Raw genomic sequence first — 21899 nt, 5'->3', positions numbered from 1 at the left:
GCGAACATTGAAGAGATCGTTCCTGCATCGATACATGGATTCGGTTTGTGGTCAACGAAAGCTCAGCCCGAAATCACTGCTCTTTTGAATCCCTCATTGATCGCTGAGATCGTCCCATCCTAGTTGACCCAATGCAGAGGCTAAAGCCAATCGGTCGTAGCGCCACCCCGTGATAGCCTCCACACGCATTTGCCGCGCTTGTGCCAACGCCGTTTGGGTACTGAGCAATTCCAAGATGGTGCCGATCCCAGACTTATAGCGACGCTGCGCCGATTCCCAAGCTTGAGTGGCCACCTCTTGCAAACGCAGGCTGGCGTACAGGTTCTGTGTGTCGGTCTGCAATGTCTGATAACTCGTCCAAACCTGCAGGGCCACCTGCTGTCGAGCCTTGTCAAGCGCAACGGATTGCTGATCCAGCTGCGCCTGCGCCTGACGCACTTGGTAGTGGGTTGCGAAACCTGAGAAAAGAGGAATGCTGACCTGAAAACCGACGTAACCGTCGTGTCCGGTTGCCGGGTAATGGGGCAGACCAAGCCCTAACTGAACCGGTTCATTGTTGCGACTGTAATCACCCACCAGCTTGACCGTGGGGCGCCCCTGCGCCTTCGCCTGAACAATCGCCGCTTGCGATGCTTCTAGCTCTTTCTCCGCTGCCAGTACCGCTGGATGGGTTCGCTCCGCGTGTTGCATAAGCGCTGCAACCGTATCGGTAAAGCCCTTGTTCGGAAGCCGGTTCTGATCGACGGACTCTAGCGTTAACGCCGTATCTGGAGAGAGCCCCATAGCATTTGCAAGCGTGCCCAATGCAGCGGCGGCTAAACCTCGATCCTTGGTCTGAGTGACCAGTGCCTGCTCATAGGCTGTGAGCGCCTGATAACCCTCCGTACTTGGCGCGGCGCCCCGAGTAATTCTTTCTTGTGCGGCGATGGAACTGTCTCGTGCATCGGCAACAATCGCGGCGTCCGCGACAAGCTGCTCCATAGCAGCCTGCGCAGAGTAATAAGCCTTTGCAGTGTCCGAAAAAGTTTGTTGAAGCACCGCATCTTCGTTAGCTTGTGCCGCGCTCAGGAGCGCCTTCGCGTTCTTCAGCGCGGCGCGACGCCCGCCAAAGTCATAAAGCACCCAACCAAGCTGCAAGCTGTCGGACTGGACGATCGTTGAATAGTTGGAACTTAGCGAAGCGTGATCGCGCACATTGGTGACAGAGTCGTCGTGCACTAATTGCCCTGTTGCGGTTAGGGTCGGCAGATAAGCCGCCTTACTTACCCCGACCGCTGCCGCTCGCTCTTCAATAATAGTCCAGGCGTCGCGCGTATCCGGACCGGTGCACAACGCGCGCTCGACCGCCTCGCGCAACGTCAAAGGGTTACTGGGCGCACCGAAGGAACATATGGCATGTCCTGCCAGAATCGGGCTAGCTGCGGCTGCTGGGATGGCTCGCTGCGTATGAAAAAGATCGACAGCACGAGAATCGCCAGCAGCGATAGTCGCCCCCAGACCAACCAGGCTTGCCGCCAGAAGAATGGCCCTAGCGCTCATGCAAACTCTCTTGTGCATGCTGTATGAGCGGCCCAAGGAAATAACTGATCACACGTCGCCGTCCTGTGGTGATCTCAGTAGTGACACTCATACCCGGCGTGAGAGGGACCCAACGATCATCGACCCGCATCCGATTGCTTGAGAGCTGCACGTAAACTACGAAGACCGAGCCACGTTTGCGATCGGCGGCAGCATCATTGGATACCTCGACGACTGTCCCTTTCAAATAGCCGTAGTGGGTATAAGGAAAGGCTGCCACCTTCACGACAGCAGGCTGACCTACCCGTACGAATCCGACATCACGGTTTTCAATCGTCGCTTTCACTTGCAACGTGTCGTTGGGCACGATTTCCAATAATGACTGCGCCGTCGTTACGACACCACCCAGGGTATGCACGGACAGCTGTTGCACCGTACCCGCGGTCGGCGCGGTGAGAACCATGAGTCCCTGCCGCGTGGTCGCTTTGGTCTCGTCATCCTGGCTCGTGGTGAAATCTTGAAGATCCTTGTCCAGTTCCAAACGTTGGTCGCGCAGGAAGCCTGACGACGTGCCCGCCAGGTCGGCTTGCTGTTGACGAATCGTCGCTGCCAGTTGCGCTGCATGGCTTCGCTGGGCTTCGAGCTCATGCTCCTGCCCTTGCGCGGTTTGCTCGCGATCCAGATAGTCGATCTGTGCGACGTCCTTCTTCAGCAGCAGGCTGTGATAGACGTCCGCTTGTTGGCGCGCCAAAGGCGCCGTGGCTTGATACTTGGCAATTTCCTGCTGGGTACTGGCAAGATCTGCTTGTCGTGCGCTCAGCTCATCTTTGGCGTCTTGCACTTTTGCCACGTAAGCCTGCCACGTTTGCTCCGCCAGGTCAGCGGCCTGTTGTTGTTCGAGTGCCGTCGCTCCCGGAACAGCAACCAACTTCGGCCAATGGTTAGTCGCGACCGCTTCCAGCAAAGCCCGTGCCCGCGCGACCGCTAGTGCGGCATGAACGCGGTTGGCGTGCGCCGTGGAGGCATCGGCGGCAGCCTGCCGTGTATCGAGTTCCAGCAGAGGCTGACCCGCGCTTACTTGCTGACCGTCCTGAACGTGAATCGCACGAACCACGCCCGTGATCGCCGGTTGGACGACTTTGACGTTGGAATCGGGGACCAACTGGCCGTCGGCGACAACAACAATGTCGAGTTTGCCCAATACCGCCAAAAGCAGAACCAATATCGTCATTACGGCAATGATACGCATCGTCCAGCGCGGAGCAGGATGGACGGGCGTTTCCATCAACTCCAAATGCGCCGGCAAGAATGCTGTCTCATGGCCTTGGCGATCAGGTAACGCATGCATGCCCCGCTCGCCCCAAGCGACCTTAAACACCTCGCCATAGCGCCGCCACAGGTCGCCGAAAGCCTGCCAAAATAAACCCCTCATGCGGCCACCGTCGTCGTCTGAAGCGCAACCATGCGAGCGTAGTACCCGGAACGATGCAACAGTTCCGCATGCGTGCCGCGCTCGATAATGCATCCCTCATCCATGGCCAATATCTGATGTGCCTGGCGCACAGCACTCAGTCGGTGAGCAATGATGATGACCGTGCGGCCTGCGCAGATCGCGGCCATGTTGCGTTGAATGACCTGCTCGGTCTCTACATCCAGCGCGCTGGTTGCTTCATCGAAGATAAGTATGCGAGGCTGAGTCAACAGGGCACGCGCAATAGCCAGCCGCTGTCGTTGACCGCCAGATAGGTTGCCGCCATTCTCTTCGACGCGCGTGTTGTATCCATCGGGTAACAACGTGATGAATTCGTGCGCTCCCGCTAACGTAGCGGCTTGAATCACTTTATCCATGGGCGCGGCAGGATCCGTCAACGCAATGTTTTCACGGATCGATCGGTTGAACAGGCGATTTTCCTGTTGCACCACCCCGATCTGACGCCGTAGCCATGCGGGGTCGGCAACATTCAGATCGACGCCATCGACACGTAAAGCCCCCCGCTCCGGTAGATAGAGTCGCTGCAGCAACTTCGCCAGCGTGCTCTTGCCTGATCCGGATCGGCCCACGATGCCGATGATCTCGCCCGGGCGTATCTGCAAGCTGATGTCCTTGAGTACTTCAGGCGCATCCGGCCGATAGCGGAAGGTGACGTGATCGAACACAATCTCGCCCTTCACCGTCGGTAACGACTGCTGATGCGTAGGCACCTCGCTGCGCACGTTGAGCACATCGCCCAACCGGCTCATCGAAATGCCGACCTGCTGAAAGTCCTGCCATAGTTGCGCAAGCCGCAAAACCGGTGCGGCAACGCGTTGCGCCATCATGTTGAACGCGATGAGTTCGCCTACGGTCAGCCGCCCATGGATAACCAACAGTGCGCCGAAGAACAAGGTGCCGACGGTCACGAGCTTGCCGACCCATTGAATGAGTTGCTGACCAACGTTGCCAACCATACTGGAGCGAAAGCCTGCGGCCACATAGCCGGCCAGTTGGGTATCCCAGCGACGAATAAACTGCGGCTCCACGGCCATCGATTTGACCGTCTCCATGCTCGAGACCGATTCAACCAGAAACGACTGGTTGTCGGCGCCCCGTACGAATTTCTCATTCAACCTTTGACGCAGGATCGGCACCAATAACACGGAGATAAGGGCGTACACGGGCAACGATGCCGCGACCATCAGCGTCAACCACACGCTGTACAAACACATTACCCCAAGAAAAATAAACGAGAAGAACACATCAATGACAGCGGTTAGTCCCTGACCGGTCAGAAAATTGCGAATGTTCTCCAACTCGCGGACTCGCGCCACCGTATCGCCAACCCGACGTGACGCAAAATAGGGCAACGGCAGCGCGACCAGGTGTCGGAACAACCGGGAACCCAACTCCACATCAATGCGATTCGTCGTGTGCGCGAAAACGTAATTACGCAACCCCGTCAAAAGGACTTCGAACAATCCGCTGATCAACAAGGCAAGACTGATCACCAGCAGAGTCGACTCCGCCCGATTGGTCAGTACCTTGTCCATCACCACCTGAAACATTAACGGCGTGACCAGTCCAAACAACTGCAAGACGGCGGAGACACCAAGGACCTCCATCAGAATGCGCCGGTATTTGACCATCGCCGGAATGAACCAGGAGAAATCGAATTTCGCTATCTCGCCGGCAATGGCAGCACGCGAAGTAAACAAAATGATCCGGCCATTGGAACGTTCCAGGATTTCCTGGAGGGGGCGAATGCTCGGTCCGCCTCCCGTGGCTTCTTGCACAAGCGCGGTTTGATCTTTCATCCCAGCGATGACGAAATGCCGACCGTCGCGATCCATCGCCAGCGCCGGCCAAGGCAACCGATCCATGCGCTTGGCTTCCAAAGGCACGGCCCTCGCCCTCAGCCCTAACGAGCGAGCGGCAAGCACAAGGTCATCCTCTGAGAACGCTCTGCCCTGCAGGGCAGCGTTATGCCGCAGCTGCGCAGGTTCGGCGGCCACGCCATGGAAGTGTGCAATCAACAGCAGTAGTGCCAGCCCGGCATCCTGAGGTTGTGCTTGTGTTTGTGTGGCGTCGTCTTCAGCGATCAGCGTCATGCTTTAGCACTCACATTAGTGAGCAAGAACCAGTCCATGCGGAATATGGGCTTTAACTCACCGGGTGAAACAAAGCGTGGCTCGAGACATCCGTTCATAACTTTTATTCCATAAAACACGTTAGGCCGTTGCCAGCTGCTGACGCAGCAGGTCGGACGAAGGAAATAACACATCGAGTTGACGACTGATGCAGGATGCCAGATTGAAGTTATCCCTGATCGTTGCTACTGAACGCTCCCGCAGCTCAAGGAATTGATCAAACTTAAGAGATGCCTGACATACCTTTTCAGCTAGCGCGGCATGAGAGAAAAAATCGACGAGCAAGCCGTTGACCTGATCGTCGATGACTTCACGCACCGGCGCGGTATCCGAGCCGATGACGACCGCACCTGTGGCCATGGCGTCAAGCACCGACCACGACAGCACGAACGGGTACGTCAGATAGACATGAACACGTGATACCTGAAGCACCCGAAGATACTGCGCGTAGGGAATCCGTCCAAGGAAGTGCACGCGTTGTGCTTCGATCTGTGCACCCAGCTGCTTGAGCATCAACTCCCGATACGACATGCCACCAGCGAGCTGGCGACCGTAGGAAACATCATCACCACCAACAATCAAGACATGAGCGGTCGGTAGCCTTCGTAGAATTTCAGGTAGCGCACGCATGAAGACATGGAACCCGCGATACGGCTCAAGGTTGCGACTGACGTAGGTGATGACCGGGCGTGATCGGTCGAGCACCAGTCCATCGCTAAGCCGAACGGTTGCCGAAGGGTCTGGCTTGACCACCGTGGGATCGACCCCGTCATGTACCACAGTCATGCGATCCCTGAGCAACGTCGGGTAGCGCGATCGTTGCCAGTGCGTGGGGCAAATGCTGGCATCGGCATCGATCAAGCTGACCAATTGGGCCATGTTGTCCGTTCTGACGCGATAGCTATCCACGGCCTCCAGCTGAAACTCGGGGTCGAAGCTCAGGTCCTGGCCCTCGCGATTGAAGTAGAACTCGCAGTAGTTGACGATTCGAGCATCCGGAAAGACGTCCTTGACGTGAAGCATCTCGCCCCAGCCGGGATGTCCGTAGATGACGTCGGGACGAAAACCGCTGTCACGAACATTCTGCAGACAAAGCGCGACGGCACGACCGCGACGCATCGATTGCGTTGTCGTCCACAACTCAACAGGCACTTGCTCGCGTGATATCTCCGTTATTTCATAGACATGAAACTGGACGTTGGGCAGAGCCTTGGGAAAGTTAGCCTTCAGGCGTTGCTTTTCCCCGATAACGACGACTTCGCATTGACTATTGGCTGCGCAATACGCCAAGAGGTGTTTGAACTGTCCGGGTGCATTCTGGTGGATAAAGATGATTCGATGGGGCATGGGCTAAGGAATGGCGAAAGTTTCAATTTGGCGGTTAATGTGCAATCGGTGGCAATAAGATCAGCGGGCATTGAGCACATCGATGGTTTGCGAGCCAAGCAAAAGCTTGGTTCGCAAACATCCACTGACTCTCACATGAGAGCCGGTTTCCACTCAGGTGCTCTCTCTCTGTCAATATGATTGCTATGCCGCTGCATCAAGCATGAGCTCCCCATCACATTGGCTGGCTGAAGCTACATTCCTTCGCTTACAGGGGCTATGAGGTAAAGCCCTCCACGGTTGTAGTCAATGGACTACAACCGTGCTTCACCGCTAGCGACGCCCTTTTGCTTGGTGACTCACCGCTATGCCGCAGCATGCAACAGGAGATCGGGGGTGGCCGGATTAAGCGTTGGCGATGTCGTGATGGCCGCAGGATCGCTTCCGCCGTAGCTCGCCATGGCGTGGATCAACGTATTGACGGACATCGGGTCGGCGGACGTGCTCATGGCCTTCGATTGGGCGACAGGCTTTGTCGCCGCCGACGTACCCATCGTGATCAACTGACTGCGTGTGAGCGACGTGCCATTGGCCAGCGTCACCTTGGCGACGCCATCCGTGGCCGTGGTCCACATATTATTGAACGTGACCTGGTCACCGCTGACGCCATCGGTCAACACCAGATTATTGCCGCTCTTGGCGACCTTCAGCGCCGACGAGGTAATGCCCGCACCCAACTGCAATATAGGTGTTTGACCGCTGGTGTAGACCTCGTTGATCTGCAGATGGCCGTAGCCCGAGTTGTAGACGAACGTGTCGTTACCGCCACTGCCAATCACGGAATCGTTGCCGCCCTTGCCATCGATCAGGTCGGCGCCCGATGTCCCAGTGATGGTGTCCGCGCCGGTCGTGCCCGTCATTTCCATTTGGATCAGCTGCGCGCGAGTAAGCGTGGTGCCATTGGCGAAGGTCACTTCGCCAACACCGTCGGTGCTGGTGGACCACATCTTGTCCAGCGTAATCTGATCGCCGGCCACCCCATCGGTCACGATGAGGTTATTCGCGCTTTCGGTCACGTGCAGCGACGACGCGGTGATACCCGCACCGAATTGCAGCACCGGCTGCTGACTGCCGCTATAGACCTCGTTGATTTCGAGATGACCGTAGCCCGAGTTGAAGACAAAGGTGTCGTTGCCGCCACTGCCGACGACGGAATCGTTGCCGCCCTTGCCATCGATCACATCGGCACCCGCGGTGCCGGTGATCGTGTCGGCACCCGTCGTGCCGGTCATCTCCAGCGCGATCATCTGCGCTCGTGTCAGCGTCGTACCATCCGATAGCTGCACGCTGGCGACACCATCGGTGGCGGTGGTCCACATGCCATCCAACGTGACCTGGTCACCGCTGACGCCGTCGGTCAGCACCAAGTTGTTTCCACTTTTGATAGCGTGCAGGGCCGAGGCGGTGATTCCCACACCAAGCTGCAGCACGGGCACCTGTCCGCTCTTGAAAGCTTCGTTGATTTCCAGATCGCCATAACCGGAGTTGAAGACGAACGTGTCGTTACCGCCGCTGCCAATGACGGAATCGTTGCCGCCCTTACCGTCGATCACATCCGCGGCCGACGTGCCGGTAATCGTGTCAGCACCGGGTGTGCCCGTCATCTCCAAAGCAAGAATCTGCGTCCGTGTCAGCGTTGTGCCATCCGATAGTTGTAAGGCGACGACACCGTCACTCGCAGTGCTCCACATGCCATCCAAGGTGATTTGGTCACTGCTAACGCCATCGCTCAGCACTAGGTTGTTGCCACTCTTTGTTGCGTGTAATGCCGAGACGGTGATCCCCGCGCCAAGCTGCAGCACCGGTACCTCCCCGTTCTTGTAAGTCTCGTTGATCTCCAGATGACCGTAACCAGAATTGAAGACGAAGGTGTCGCTGCCCCCGCCGCCAACCACCGAGTCATTTCCGCCCTTACCATCGATAAGGTCAGCATCCGAGGTGCCCTGCAGCGTGTCATTGCCCGAGGTACCATTGATTTCAGAGGCCAAGAACAGGAGCTGGGCATTGGTCAATGTGGAGCCATCGGCAAGAGCAACCGATCCGATACCAGCGGCGCTACTGTTAGACCACATATTGTCCAGCGTAATCTGGTCACCACCGACGCCGTCGGTAAGTACCAAATTATTTCCAACATGTGCAACGGTGAGTGCCGATGCGGTAATTGTCGCACCCAGCTGCAGTACCGACTGGGCATCGCCGGTGTAGGCCTCGCTAATCTCTAGGTGCCCGTAACCCGAGTTAAAGACAAAGGTGTCGTTACTGCCATTACCAACCAACAAATCGTTACCGCCTTTGCCATCAAGCAGATCGCCACTCATGCGATCGTCGCCCCCTGTTCCATAAAGGGTGTCGTTACCAGTCGTTCCGATCATTTCCATCTGGAGCAGCTGGTTTACCGACAGGGTTGTGCCATCCGCCAGTTGCACCGCTGCAATACCAAAGTTGCCGCCACTGATGCCGGCGAGCCACATCTGGGGCAATGTGATCTGATCACCGGCAATGCCATCGGTTAATACCAGATCGTCTCCACTTTTCGTGACGCGCAATGTTGACGCAGTGATTCCAATACCCATTTGCAGCACCGGTTGCTGACCGTCCGCATAACTGGTGTCCATTATTTCCAGTTGGCCGTAGCCAGTATTGAACACAAACGTGTCGTTACCGCTATTGCCATAGACCACATCGTTGCCGCCTTTGCCATCAATCCGATCGTTACCAGACGTACCAAATATGGTGTCGTTACCGCTCGTCCCGGTCATTTCCATCTGAATCAGCTGACTGGCTGTCAGCGTGGTTCCATCGGCTAACTGCACCCTCGCCACACCATAGTTGCCAAATTGAGAATTGAGCATAGCGACTAGCGTGATCTGGTCGCCTGACACTCCATCGGACAACAACAGATCGCTACCGTCACCGTCACTATTAAAGGAGAAATCTTCTCTACCGAGCGTCACATGCAAGGATGAGAGCGTGATTCCACTACCCAATTGCAGCACTGGCTGCTGACCGGCGGTATAGGCTTCTGTAATATTCAGATCACCGTACCCAGCGTTGAACACGAATGTGTCGCTGCCACCATTGCCTGTTTCGGTATCGTTGCCACCTTTGCCGTCGAAATAATCTGTCCCTGTCGTGCCGATGAGGTTGTCATTGCCCGTTGTGCCATTGATGATCATGCCCAACTGGGTCATTTGCATCGTTGATAGAGAGGAGCCATCGGCGAACACCAGCTTGCTGATTTGATTCTGCCCACTCTGCGTAGCGGCGAAATTTTCGATGGTCATCGTCGATTCCGACGTCGAACCAAAGCCAATCTGCATGGTGTTCGTCGCACTGTTGTAAGAGAAGCTGAGATCCGATGCGCTGATTCCAGCACCTAGTTGCAGAATATCGTTACCGGCGCCCGTGCCGTGCTCCTCGATGGTGTCAGATCCGTCGCCCAGATTAAAAATGTAGGTTTCGGTGCCCGAGCCGCCGTAGATCTGGCTCGTACCCGAACCACCTTCAATCGTATCGGCGCCACTACCGCCCTCGATAGTGTCGTTACCTGCGCCACCGGTGAGCGTGTTGTTGCCCGACACGCCGACGATCAACGTGTCACCATCACCGGCTGTAATGCTGTCGCTTCCGTTCGATCCCACGAGCGTATCATTGCTGCCGTCACTACTCGGAGTGATCGATGCCTGCAGAATCTGCGAACTGCCCCATGTCGTGCCATCGGCGAACTGCAGAGAAACACTGCCTCCAGCTGAAAAATAATCTCCCAGCGTGACTTCGGCGCTTCCGCCATCGGACAGCACCAAATCGCCGTTGACATCACGGGCCACAAGATTCGACTCGGTCAATCCCTCAATGAGTTGCACCGTCGTAGTACCGCGGAGCGACTGAACCACATCCGATCCGCCGCTCAACCCGGTCACCAAAGTGGTGGCGCCAGCCCCTTCAATGATGGAATTATTACCCGCACCCAGCGCAATAGTATCGTTGCCACTCTGCAGAATGATGGTCGACTGACTGCCTTCTGCCTCGATCAGGGTATTGCCGCTTCCGGAATAGATTTGATCGACGCTGCCATCGGCTACCAGAGTATCGGCACCACTTCCGCCGTAGACGATCGCCGTGCCAGTACCCGTGTCGACATAGCTATTGCCGTTACCGACTTGGATCGAGTAATTGCCAGTACCTCCATAAATTTCATCGTTACCGCCCGAACCATAGATAGCGTCATTGCCGGATCCACCGTAGATCGTATCGGCATCACTGGGGTCAGCGTCCGCCCAGTTCGCGACCGAGGCTGGCATGTCGGCAAAAATCCATTCATTACCATCGCCGCCATAGATCAGATCGGCGCCGGCACCACCTACCAGAACCTCGTCAGTCACGCCCGCCACGGAGTGAAGCGGCGTGCCACCGATCAGCGTGTCATTGCCCTGATTGCCGATCAGCGTGTCATAACCGGTTCCACCGATCAGCAGGCTGCCGGGCAAAGTCGATGCATTGGCTGTCGCAGGGTCAAGCGAGGAACCCAGCAAGCTGATCGTATCGGTACCGTTGGTCAGGGTGACCTGAAAATTCGCCGCCGTCCCACCAGGAGTGGACCAACCGGGCTCGACGCCTCCTCCATTCCAGAACGATAGCCCTGCCAACAGGAACGATTGCGGGTTATAGCCGCTCGCCGTGCCCGAGCCAGCGATCAGCGTGTCCTGCCCTGTGCCGCCATAGATAACGCTATTCTGCGTGCCCCCTTCAAGCAAGCCGTTGCCGCCGCCGCCATCAATGGTGTCCCAAGCGGTGGTGTCCTGACCGACATCGCCGCCCAGGATGGTTTCGTTGCTATTGCCGAAACCCACTAGGTACTGATTGCCGGAGCCACCCTGCACGGTCACGTTAAACGCGTTAGCCCAAGCCGTTTCGGCCGAATCTATGTTCTCGCCGGTAAACACGTCGTTGTTGCCGTTGCCGGCATAGATGTACTGGGCATGCCCTTGACCGTTGATCGTGTTGCCGCTGGTACTGCTCGACGTATCGCTTCCGTAAATGCTGTCGACGTTTGCGCCACCGCCGCTCGGATTATCGTTGTAAGTGTTAACGCCCGACTCGGAAAGCTGCGACAAATTGCTGGATTGAATCGTCTGGATCGGGCCGTTCGTCAGTTGGATGCCGGAAAGATTGTTGCCGGTATAGCCGTCGATGATGATCTCGCCGGTCGTATCGGTTGTGCCTGTGCCGACAGCGACATTCAAGCTTCGCGTGCGAGGGGCCTGGCTTGGTGAGTTGGACACCAGCGGCGGTAAATCAAAGATTTCCAGATGCTTCGTGCCATCGGAGTTGGACGTGCTCAGGACAAGTTCGTGATGCGTGTTGTCTTCGAACAGGGATTCGCCCAACGGAACTGTGCTCAAAGGGTCGCTGACGAGGCCGACAGCATCGATGGCCAAGGCGGCGATATCCGTAGGGCTGTAAACCACATTGATGGTCGAATGTCCCGAACCTAGATGGATGTGCGAAGTTTGGCTCTGCAGACCCAGATAGTAGACGTCGTTGCCCGAACCGCCCCACACCGTATCGTCGCCACCCTTCCATGGCGCGTTGGCCTCGCCTAGAACGATCGTATCGTTGCCGCCACCGATGGCGCTGTTGGCGGTGCCTCCCTCGATCAAGGCATTGCCCGAGCCGGCGACGATGTAGTCATCCCCGCTGCCCACCTTGAACGTGTCAACGCCCACTTTGATAACGTCGCTACCGGTACCGCCGATCAGCACATTCTTAGTGCCTGATGCCGCGGCCGTATCATCGAGCGTGTCGTTGCCACCCTGGGCGATGAGCAAAGCAGAATTCGTGGCGTTATAAGCCCCTGTCGCCAGTTGATAACCATTGCGCGCCGTTGCAATTAGGTCGTTACCACCCCCCTGCACCGCCACCTGAATGTCAAGCGGATCAAATGCAGCGGTATTGGTGTAATACGGGTTTTCCAACTTGTCGTTGAGCGAGGCGTTCAGGGTGTTGGCGGCAGGCTGGAGTTCGTTCTCTAAGCTCAGCACCTGCAGGTTCTGAATCGGCGTGCCGTTGAGCCCGGATTGCGTCAGCCGCTGCGTGGCGATATCGACCTGCGAGCTGTAGACCTGCTCATAGTTAAACGCCCAATTGCGCAACGAATGCTGCTGCTTGCTGGCATCTGTCAGCGTGCCGGAAAAATCGGCGTAGATGGACGTGGCCTCCGCCATACTTGGCACCGGCGTGCCATCAGCGTTGGTTGCATCGGTCGGGTCATAAAGGCCGAAGACTGCGCTTTCCATATAGCGACGTATCGCCACGCCGTTATGTCCGTCGGTGGGGTCGGATGTGGTCAGCGCACCCTTGTTCGTTTCGTAGCGAATCTGGAACCACGCATCGACCCGGTTGAAGGCATTTTCATTCAAGTCCGCCGTGATCTTCGAGCCCAGCGTGGCCGGCGCATTGAAATACAAGGAAAGCAGTGCCGCGCCTTCTTGCGAGGTCAGCATCGCCGGATCGATATGATTGTCTTTGATATATTTTGCGAAATTCGCGTAGATCGATAACTTCCCGTCCGGGCTTTGATAGGTGGTGGGATCACCGCCAGCGACTGGCGGCGTTCCAATGGCTATATCGGTATAGAGGCTCAGTATTTGAGCGTCGCTTAACGGTTGCAGCAGATTACCGTTATAATATTTCTTGATGTCTGTTTTTAAAGCATCCAACGTTGTATATGTATGGGTAAAAACATTCTTTTGTAAATTACTAATAACCGTCGTATCGGTTATCCCAAGGTCATTCAGGTAAATTGTTGAGAATTTAGAGTTAGAGAGATTAATCCCAACGCCCACTGTGGGAATGCCCTTGCTGTCGATATAAGGCGTTGCTACGGTGCCTTCCACGCCGGGCATGCTGAGAAATTTCTCGACAATGTCCGTCAGCGAAACGCCCCCGGTCAGGGCGGTCAAATGGTCAGTCATGAGAAAGCTCCTTGGCGTTGACCCAGATGTCGAACTGACAAATGGGGAAATTGTAGATATACGGCTTGAGCCCGGCTTCTTTGTCGATATGGTTGGTTGAGTCTGGTTTAGGCACTTCAAAACTGAAGCCCGTTACCTGGGTTATTAGAACCTTCCATCCATCATCTTGCACGGCCCATGAATGGTCCAGCTTCAATCCCAATATCTGCCGCTTGCCTTTGCCGAAATTCGCCAACGTGCCTGATAAATACCCAGGGTCCATAAAGAATGGAAGCATCCGTGTGGGTCCCGGATCGAGTTCGAATGAAAATTCAGGCAATGCATAAAGATCCGGCGTTAGCCTCAAAGGTTCTGGTGAGGTTTTGCTCCATTTGAAGTAACACCCATCGACCTCTACCTGAAGCACATGGACATCGGTTCCCAATTGAGTCAACTTGCTGCTTTCCACATAAAGCTTATGCTTGCGATCCAAGTCTTTCGCGTAGTCGATGTTTTGCGGCCAGGATTTCGACCAGTCGGACGAAGGGTTTGGTAGCAGGCTGGCCTTCTGTATCTTCTCCAAGGTAGCGATGCCATCCATCTCCGGATGCCGTTGCCAAGTGGGGAAATCAAACCCCCGCATGATTTTCGACAGGTCCAGATCGCACAACTGCGCGTCGGTCATCCGCTCGATATGCACTGCCTTCAAGTCCTCCAGGAACGTGGTACAGATGGGACCATCGTTGTCCACCTGCGTTTTAAAGGTGGCGCCGTAGCTCGCGGTTGATATAGCCAAAAACAAGGTCAGTACAGGCCTCCAAAAGAATCCATACGCATTGTTCTTAACCGCGGTGGGATCTACCGTGCTTGGCACACCAGTAGGCGAAGTATTTACCGATTCTCCCGCTGCAATTGGCGTGTAATCTTGTGGATCTGGAGTGTTAGCTGCCATGTCCTATGCTCCTAAGTAAACCTTACCTGTGAATAGTCGCCACGCACAAAACTTTTGTACTGAATTGAATGCTTCCGTCTGCGAGGATCGCACCATCAACTGATTGGATGTTGACGCTAAGCAGATTGCGCTTAGTAGTTGCATTTGATTCCGCATACCAGCTATCTGGCATAATGGATAAAACGGCTAGGCGGCCGTCCAAATAGAATAAATTTCCCGGTGGCGTGTAAGGCCCCGATAGCAAACCGGATTGATATTTCTTATCCGCAAAGACGGCCCAGTTGGGTATACCGTCGTAACCTTTGTATCCAGCTGCGCATCACGACCTTCGGTACTGGAGGGCATAGGCCGGTTCGTGCCCTACCTTTAAATCCGCCTTCTCAAAGATGATGTCTGTTTTAGAGATTGCACTTGTAAAAGAAGACAGGTATTTGGCTTCGTCTCTCGCGAATCGCTGCAAGTGGCCACGATCTAATCGCGCCTCATACACTTTCTTTGCGATCTCTCTCTTTTCTAAATCATTCGGTATTGGGAGCGGTGTCCATGCAACCTCGCTAAAATCCTTACCTTTAATCAGATCAGTAATTCTGGAATTCATTACGTTGCAAATTTGCTGATCTGACATGGCAGCGACTCCAGCTCTCTCCAAAGCCTCCAGGAAGGCACCGCATTGAGGATAGCTATTACTTTCGATCAATCTGTATGCAACCGGAGCGCAGATACTTTGTACTGACGTAAAAAACGCCATCCCGAAGACGGATAGTTTCGTTAAATAATGCATGCCGTTCGGTCCTCATCGCCGTTAAGAAGTGCATCAAGACCATCAAGTCCATTTATCGGATGATTCATTTCATCAACTCCACGGTAATATTAAAGGCGTGCTTGTCTTCGCTCTTGTAAAACGACTCCTCCTCCCTTAAGCCGCATGTACCGACCTCGACGAATGGCTTTGTTAGGCATGTCATCTCTAAGGTCCGCTTACCGCTTAAAACCTCATCATTCACACCAACTGATGAAAGGGGCTGATCGCCGTTGAAAAACCTTATGCCTGCGGCGCCTCCCACCCAGCGGCATTTATCGAGTAGGAAGCGATCCCTGAAAATAGTCACGACGTAACTGTCACCGATTTTTTCTACGTGTTCTGCCACTTGTACCTGTTTTACCCTGGTATTGCCTGCAGGCCAGATCACGGGTGCACAACCTAGATTGCTAACAACCCAAAGCGACTGGACTTCGACTCGATTCACGTCCGATCCCTTCTCCACGCTGATCTTCAATTTCAGGATCTGTGTAGGATGTGGATTCGGAGTGGGTGTTGGTGCGGGCGGGTCACTGCAGCCCTGCAAGGTGCACGCAAAACCGAAGAGCAAGGGCATAAGCCAACTTCGTGACGCGGCATGAAGAGGTTTGGCTAGGTCACCAATTACCTCAGTGAACAATGAAATTTGCATGGCTCCCCTGAATTCTTAATATGGGATGCGCAGACAAGGCAGCTAGATGCAACCTCGCTTCTTCAAGCGAAAAAAGGAGGCCGTTTTGCTCTCGCCTTACGAAGAAGATTCGGCTGGGAAAAACGCGTCTAAAGTTTCGAGCGTTATGTCCAGGTTTTTGCAATTGAGAGAGGTCTTCGTCAACCAAAGAAAAGCATCGTGCGCTGTCGCTCAGAGGCGGCGCGGACCATGATTCAGGGAGACTAGCGGTCATCTATTACGTTCCTTGTAGCGAAGACTTCCTGTTGCCTATCCCTATCGGGCACGCGTCACCGCAATTGCTGCGGCAACGCTTATTTACGATCTGATCATACATCGCGGTGCCCTCGACCGCGCAAACATGTAATTACTTGCGAAGTAAATCGCACATAATTACGAAACACGCTCAAATCTGTACTTTTTGCATACGGCATGCTTTTTGGAGTTTCGATAAAGCTGTGCGGATCAAGACGACAACTGCGAAAGATCTATATCGAGACGAAAAGAGAGTCCTCTCCAAACAAACGCAAGCTCTGGTTTTCTCCCTGTGAGAACTCCATGCATCTTTAGAGTCCGCCACCAGCAAAACCATTGAGCACGTGCCGCATCATTCGCTATTTGCTGCGCATGGCCTGGTCACTCACACGACTCATCCAGCATAACAGCACCCTTAGGCTGGACTTGAAAGCGTTGAACTACTTCAGGAACGATACGCTTTCTATCGGTATGCTGATGCATCTTCAAAGACTTCGGAACAGGACAGCTGTCGGTGTCATGGACACCGTTGCCTGTGCTGCTCGAACTGTATTGGACTGATGTATGAGAGCATGACGTTTTGTGATCGGAAGATCTGCACGACTGGAGGCGATCAATGCTCTCTCCGTCACCGGTTGAACCCACCTGCTCCACAGCGGACTTAAAGGGTCAGTGATCGTCCAGATCGTATCTTCACCGGCAGGTGTGATACCTGCACAAGCTGGATGTATTACGCATCGATTGCTGTGTCTTGAAAGGAGAACTATCCGTGGCCCATGAAAAGATGTTGAAACAGATTGCTGAGAAGCGGGGATTTTTTGCAGCGCTAGACCAGAGCGGCGGGTCGACGCCGGGCGCCTTGCGGCATTACGGGATCGCCGATAGCGAGTACAGCGGCGACACCGAGATGTTCCAGCTGATGCACGCCATGCGGGTACGCATCATGACCGCGCCGGCGTTTACCGGTGACAAGATCATCGGCGCGATTCTGTTTGAAGCCACCATGGACGGTCAGGCCGAGAACAAGCCGGTGCCGATGTTCCTGTGGGAAGACCGCGGCGTCGTACCGTTTCTCAAGGTCGACAAGGGGCTGGAGACCGAAGCCGATGGCGTGCAGCTGATGAAGCCGATCCCCGGGCTGGACGACCTGCTGGCGCGCGCGGTGAAGCTGGGCATCTTCGGCACCAAGATGCGCTCGGTGATCAACCTCGCATCGAAGGAAGGCATCGCGGCCATTGCGAAACAGCAATTCGAGATCGGCCAGCAGATCGTGGCGCACGGCCTCGTGCCGATCCTCGAACCGGAGGTCTCGATCAAGAGCCCGGACAAGGCGGGCGCGGAGTCGATCCTGCGCGAGGAACTGTTGAAGGGCCTGGATGCACTGCCGGAAAGCAGTCGCGTCATGCTCAAGCTGACGATACCGAGCGTGCCGGATTTTTATCGTCCGCTGATCGAGCATCCGCGGGTGGTTCGCGTGGTGGCGCTCTCCGGCGGCTATTCGCGCAGCGAAGCCTGCCAGAAACTCGCCGAGAACCACGGCATGATCGCCAGCTTCTCACGTGCGCTGATCAACGATCTGAAGAAGTCCATGAGCGACAGCGAGTTCGACGCCGCGCTGGCCGAAGCCATCGACGAGATCTACGAGGCGTCTGTCGACAAGGCCTGAGGCACGGCCGTTGTAGCGTTAGGCCATGCCGAGGTCGCGAAGCCTTGGCATGGCACATCGTAGGGCTCAACTCCGCGGAAGCCGGTATTTTCTGTAAGAGCCTGTTCAAAGTCTTCGCGTGGTAGCCGGGCACAAACCGCTGAACCGGCTCGCTAAGCCGACACAAGCGGCGTTGCCCGATCCTGCCGCTCTTCCTCCGCCTTGACGTGCTCGACCAGGAGATCGATGAATTCGCTGCGGACCTTGCGATACGCCGAGTCGGTGGGGCCATTGACGCAGGCTTTGTGCATCGCGGTATGGGCATCGACGAGACGGGGCGATACGCCTTCGCCGAACTCCAGATAGTTGACCAGCGCGCAGCTGGCTTCGGCGTGCGATGTCCAGAACGTCGGGTGAGACGGTAGCGCCGTGAGGCGTTCTTCCCAGAACAAGGCAGAGGCGAGCGCACCGAGCGCGGTGATCGGGAGGTTCGCGTCCGCTGCGGTGTGCGAACCGGCCAGCCAGTCCTGCAGGCGATCGACCGGCATGGGCCGAGCCAGCGCATAGCCCTGCCCCAGATCGGCGCCTAGAATCATCGCCGCCTCGATCAGCCCGATGGTCTCCAGCCCCTCGACCACCACTTCGAGATCGAGATCGTGGCCAAGCCGGATCAGCTGGCGAATAAAGCGCAGCGTGCGCAGTGGATCGTCGGCTACCTGCCGGACCAGCGCCTGATCGATCTTGACCCGGTCGAACGGCCACTGCCGCAGTCGAACCAACGAGCTGTAGCCGGCGCCGAGATCGTCCTCGACCAGACGCACGCCGAGCGCTTTCAGCGCCTTCATACCGTTGAGCACGCGCGGCGCGGAATCGCCGGTGCCGATGGGCGACTCCAGTATTTCCAGCAGCACCGCCGCGGGCGGACAGCTGGAGGCGGACAGCACGGCAGCCGCCATATCGACATAGCGCGAATCCTCGACCGCAACCGCCGGGATATTGACCGAAATATCCAGCGTAAAGCCGAGCCCAGCCAAGCGCTGGCGGCACGCGGTGGCCTGGGTCAGGCCCTGACCGAACAGCTGGATCAGCTCGACCTCGCCGAGCGCGGGAAGAAACCGCGCCGGCAGCAGCAGCGTGCCGTCAACGTCGCGAAGCCGCGCCAGCGCCTCCAGCTCGGTGATGTAGCCGTCGGCCATCCGCACCACCGGCTGATAATGCATCTGCATCGCGTCGGTGGCGATCAGGCCGCGCCAGCGCTCGCGCATGAAAAATGGCAGCAGCTCGGCGCCGGGTCGCGGCGGCGCCAGGCGCGACAGGGCCAGGTCGAGCACGGTCTTGATCTGCTCGACAAAGGCCTGCTGATCCTCGCTCTGAAAGCCGCCCGGAAAAGCGCCGTAGATCGTCAGTACTGCCGCAGGGGTCCGCGGCGACGGACAGAGCGGTATGGCGACGCTGGAAATCAGCCCCATCGTCACCGCCAGATCGCGCCAGCTCGTCATGCTGGGATCGGTGGCGTAATGCGCGCAGCGCTGTACGGTAGCAGTTCGCCATGCCCGACCGCTGGGGCCGTTGCCTTCGGGGCGGTCTGCGCTGATCAGAATCGGCGCCACCTCACCGCTCTCCAGCGCGCGCAGATAGCACGCGAACACCTCACCGGACACTGCCTCGTAGATGAGTTTGCCGGCCGCATCCGGCCGTCCCACCGCACTGGCCAGAACCTCCTCGTGCGCGGCCAGCGTATGCACCACACCCTCGATCAGATCGAGATAACTCTCCGCCGACCATGCCAGCGCGTTAAGCTTGGCCAGCACGGCAACGCGGCGACGCTGCAAGGTGCGCATGCTTTCCAGCTGCCACTGGCGCTCCAGCCCGAGCCGCTGCAGCACGATGCTAAGCGGTCGTGCATCGCGCTCCACTCCGCCGCCAAGCGTAGAAGCCAGCACCTCGCGCAGCCGGTCGATCACTTCCAACTGCCACACTTCCTCCGTGCCGCACGCGGCGTAGATCAGGCCGGCGCGCATGGCGTACGCACGGTGCGCCTCCCACTCCAGCTCGGGCTGAAAGAGCATGCGCACGTGATCGGCCACGCGCCGCTTGAACTCGCTGACACCGTCTTCGGGCAGCACGCTGATAAGTCCGGCCACGCCCTCATGCAGCTGCAGTTCGGCATAGTAGTTCTCCAGCGCGCGCGGCAGCTTCTCATCTATGGCGTCGAAGCCGTTCTTCAGCAGCCTCGCCGCCGCCGCGCCGTAGGGCGCTATGCCGTGCGCATCGAGCTCGGCCGACAGCCCGCTCATGCGCTCCGGTGAGAGTGAGGTCGGCAACGACCACCAGCGGCTGCGTTTGCGCTTGTGCGCCTTGACCTGGTACATCGCCTGATCGGCACGCCGCAGCAGCTGCTCGCCGTTGGCATCGGCATGCACGGGAAACAGCGCAATGCCCAGGCTGGCCGACAGCTGAAAAGTATTGCCATCGATCACCATGGGCTGCTGTAGCGCGTCGCCCACGCGGTCGAGCAAGGTGTCCAGATCCTGCTCAGATTCGAGCTGGTCGAACAGCAGCACGAACTCGTCGCCGCCCAGGCGCGCCACATAATTCTCGTTGCGCAGAGCATGACGCAGGCGCGCGGCAATGCCGACCAGGATGCGGTCGCCCATGGCATGGCCATAGCGGTCGTTGATCGGCTTCAGGTCGTCCATATCGAGCATGCCGAGCGCCACCAGGTTGACCTCGCGCTTTGCCTTGTCCAGCACTTTTTCCAGACGCAGATCCAACGCGCGGCGATTGGGCAAACCGGTGAGCGCGTCATGCAGGGCCAGATAGGTCTGTCGCTGCTGCTCCAGAAACAGCGAGCGTCGCTGGCTGTGCTGGCGAAGGGCCAGGCCTGCGGCGTCGGCAATTTCGTCCAGCAGCCGGCGCATCTCCTCGTCAAACGCATCGGCCTCCACGGTGACCAGGGCGATAACCGCCACCGGTACGGGCTTGCCGTGGCCGCCCGATGCCGCCAACACCGGCCAGCAGCCGATCGCGCCGGTCTGCGAAAGCGGGGACTCGCGCCAGGGCTGGGACGCGCCGGGATAGTCGGAGGGGCGAATCAGCACGACCGGCTGGCCGTGCATGAACACGCGCGTGCGCGACGGCGCATCGGGATCGTCGCTGTAGCGATCCGGCAGCGGCAGCGTGCGCATCGCCTCGGCCATCGGCCCGACCAAGGCCACGCGTTGCAGTGTGTCCTTTCCCTCTTCGGCGGCATACACATCCACTGCGGCGGCACCGGCGATCTCGGCCAGCGCGTGTGCCAGCGTGCGGTACACCGCATCCGGATCGGGCTGATCCAGCAGCGCACGCTGGATCGTACGCTGCGCATCGCGGTAGCGGCTCATGCGCATATTGCGCTCGAGCAGGGCCTGGTGATCCCAGAAACGCGCCAGCTCCTCGACCAGCCGCTGCGCCCAGTCCAGCAGCTCCTCGTTCAACGCCGGACCGTCGTTGCGCGCGTACGCGGAAAGACTGATCTGGCCGCCGTCGCGTGTGCTCGACACTGCCACGATGACCGAACCGAAGTGGTATCGACTGGCTACCTCGCGCCACGGCGCAAAGGCCGGATCATCGATGGACGTGATGCGGGCACCGCCAAGGCGATACGTCCTGCCGGTCGGCCCCTGGCCTCCGGGATCTTGTTCGTCGATGCTGAGTCGCAACGTATCCACGTAATCGACCGCCGGCCCCGCTGCGGCCACAATGTCGATGTCGGAGCGATTCGGCTCACGCCGCCCGACCCATACCAGAGGCAGGTCGATGATCGAGGAAAGAATACGGGCGATTTCGACCATCGCCAGGCGACGGTCGTAACCGGGTGCGGTATGCAACAGTGTCAGGGTCTCCGCCACGCTTTGATAAAAGCGCTCGCGCAGTTCGCCCCGTGCCTGTTCCAGACTCGACATCGCCCATCCCCGAAACCACGTATAAGCCCATCGTGCCTGAATCGTGCCGCGAACGTCAGTGGCGGCCTCGTGAATACGGCCCCGGCCTAGGCCCCGGGCGCTGCCTGCGTCGCAGCGGGTGGATACGCGAGAAGCGACCGACACTTGCCCGCA

10 protein-coding genes are annotated in these 21899 nt (G+C 57.3%); 1 reads left to right on the top strand and 9 read right to left on the bottom strand.

What is annotated here, in order from left to right; genetic code table 11:
- Positions 1–93: 93 nt before the first annotated feature.
- From HDE76_RS18870 to HDE76_RS18835, 8 genes are all read right to left on the bottom strand, one after another.
- On the bottom strand, positions 94–1539 hold the full coding sequence (locus HDE76_RS18870) for a TolC family protein (protein ID WP_184509840.1): 1446 nt from the start codon (positions 1537–1539) through the stop codon (positions 94–96).
- Positions 1529–2950, bottom strand: coding sequence for an HlyD family type I secretion periplasmic adaptor subunit (locus HDE76_RS18865; RefSeq protein WP_184509838.1), 1422 nt, complete (start codon positions 2948–2950; stop codon positions 1529–1531). Before HDE76_RS18865 ends, HDE76_RS18870 begins: the two co-directional genes overlap by 11 nt.
- Positions 2947–5103, bottom strand: coding sequence for a type I secretion system permease/ATPase (locus tag HDE76_RS18860; RefSeq protein ID WP_184509836.1), 2157 nt, complete (start codon positions 5101–5103; stop codon positions 2947–2949). The genes HDE76_RS18865 and HDE76_RS18860 overlap by 4 nt, the downstream gene beginning before the upstream one ends.
- Before the next feature lie 120 nt (positions 5104–5223).
- Positions 5224–6489, bottom strand: coding sequence for a glycosyltransferase (locus tag HDE76_RS18855; RefSeq protein WP_184509834.1), 1266 nt, complete (start codon positions 6487–6489; stop codon positions 5224–5226).
- A 344-nt stretch (positions 6490–6833) separates the two neighbouring features.
- Positions 6834–13502, bottom strand: coding sequence for a calcium-binding protein (locus tag HDE76_RS18850; protein WP_184509832.1), 6669 nt, complete (start codon positions 13500–13502; stop codon positions 6834–6836).
- Positions 13495–14433: a hypothetical protein gene (locus HDE76_RS18845; protein WP_184509830.1), complete on the bottom strand. Its 939-nt coding sequence runs from the start codon at positions 14431–14433 to the stop codon at positions 13495–13497. Before HDE76_RS18845 ends, HDE76_RS18850 begins: the two co-directional genes overlap by 8 nt.
- Before the next feature lie 319 nt (positions 14434–14752).
- Positions 14753–15214: a hypothetical protein gene (locus HDE76_RS18840; protein WP_184509828.1), complete on the bottom strand. Its 462-nt coding sequence runs from the start codon at positions 15212–15214 to the stop codon at positions 14753–14755.
- A gap of 64 nt (positions 15215–15278) precedes the next feature.
- Entirely contained in the window at positions 15279–15710 is a 432-nt protein-coding gene (locus tag HDE76_RS18835; RefSeq protein ID WP_184509826.1) for a hypothetical protein, read from the bottom strand.
- A gap of 1231 nt (positions 15711–16941) precedes the next feature.
- Here HDE76_RS18835 and HDE76_RS18830 point away from each other — a divergent pair.
- Positions 16942–17823 carry a fructose bisphosphate aldolase gene (locus HDE76_RS18830; protein WP_221262484.1) on the top strand — a complete coding sequence of 294 codons (882 nt, stop codon included), beginning with the start codon at positions 16942–16944 and terminating at the stop codon, positions 17821–17823.
- Positions 17824–17975: 152 nt separating this feature from the next.
- Here HDE76_RS18830 and HDE76_RS18825 read toward each other — a convergent pair whose 3' ends face one another.
- Positions 17976–21746 (bottom strand): diguanylate cyclase, encoded by a 3771-nt coding sequence (locus HDE76_RS18825; protein ID WP_184509822.1) that lies wholly within the window; start codon positions 21744–21746, stop codon positions 17976–17978.
- Positions 21747–21899: the final 153 nt, after the last annotated feature.

Source organism: Rhodanobacter sp. ANJX3, from assembly GCF_014200755.1.
In the GTDB taxonomy this organism is placed as follows: domain Bacteria; phylum Pseudomonadota; class Gammaproteobacteria; order Xanthomonadales; family Rhodanobacteraceae; genus Rhodanobacter.
The sequence above is the reverse complement of the archived record's forward strand: the minus strand, read 5'-3'. Positions and strand labels throughout refer to the sequence as shown.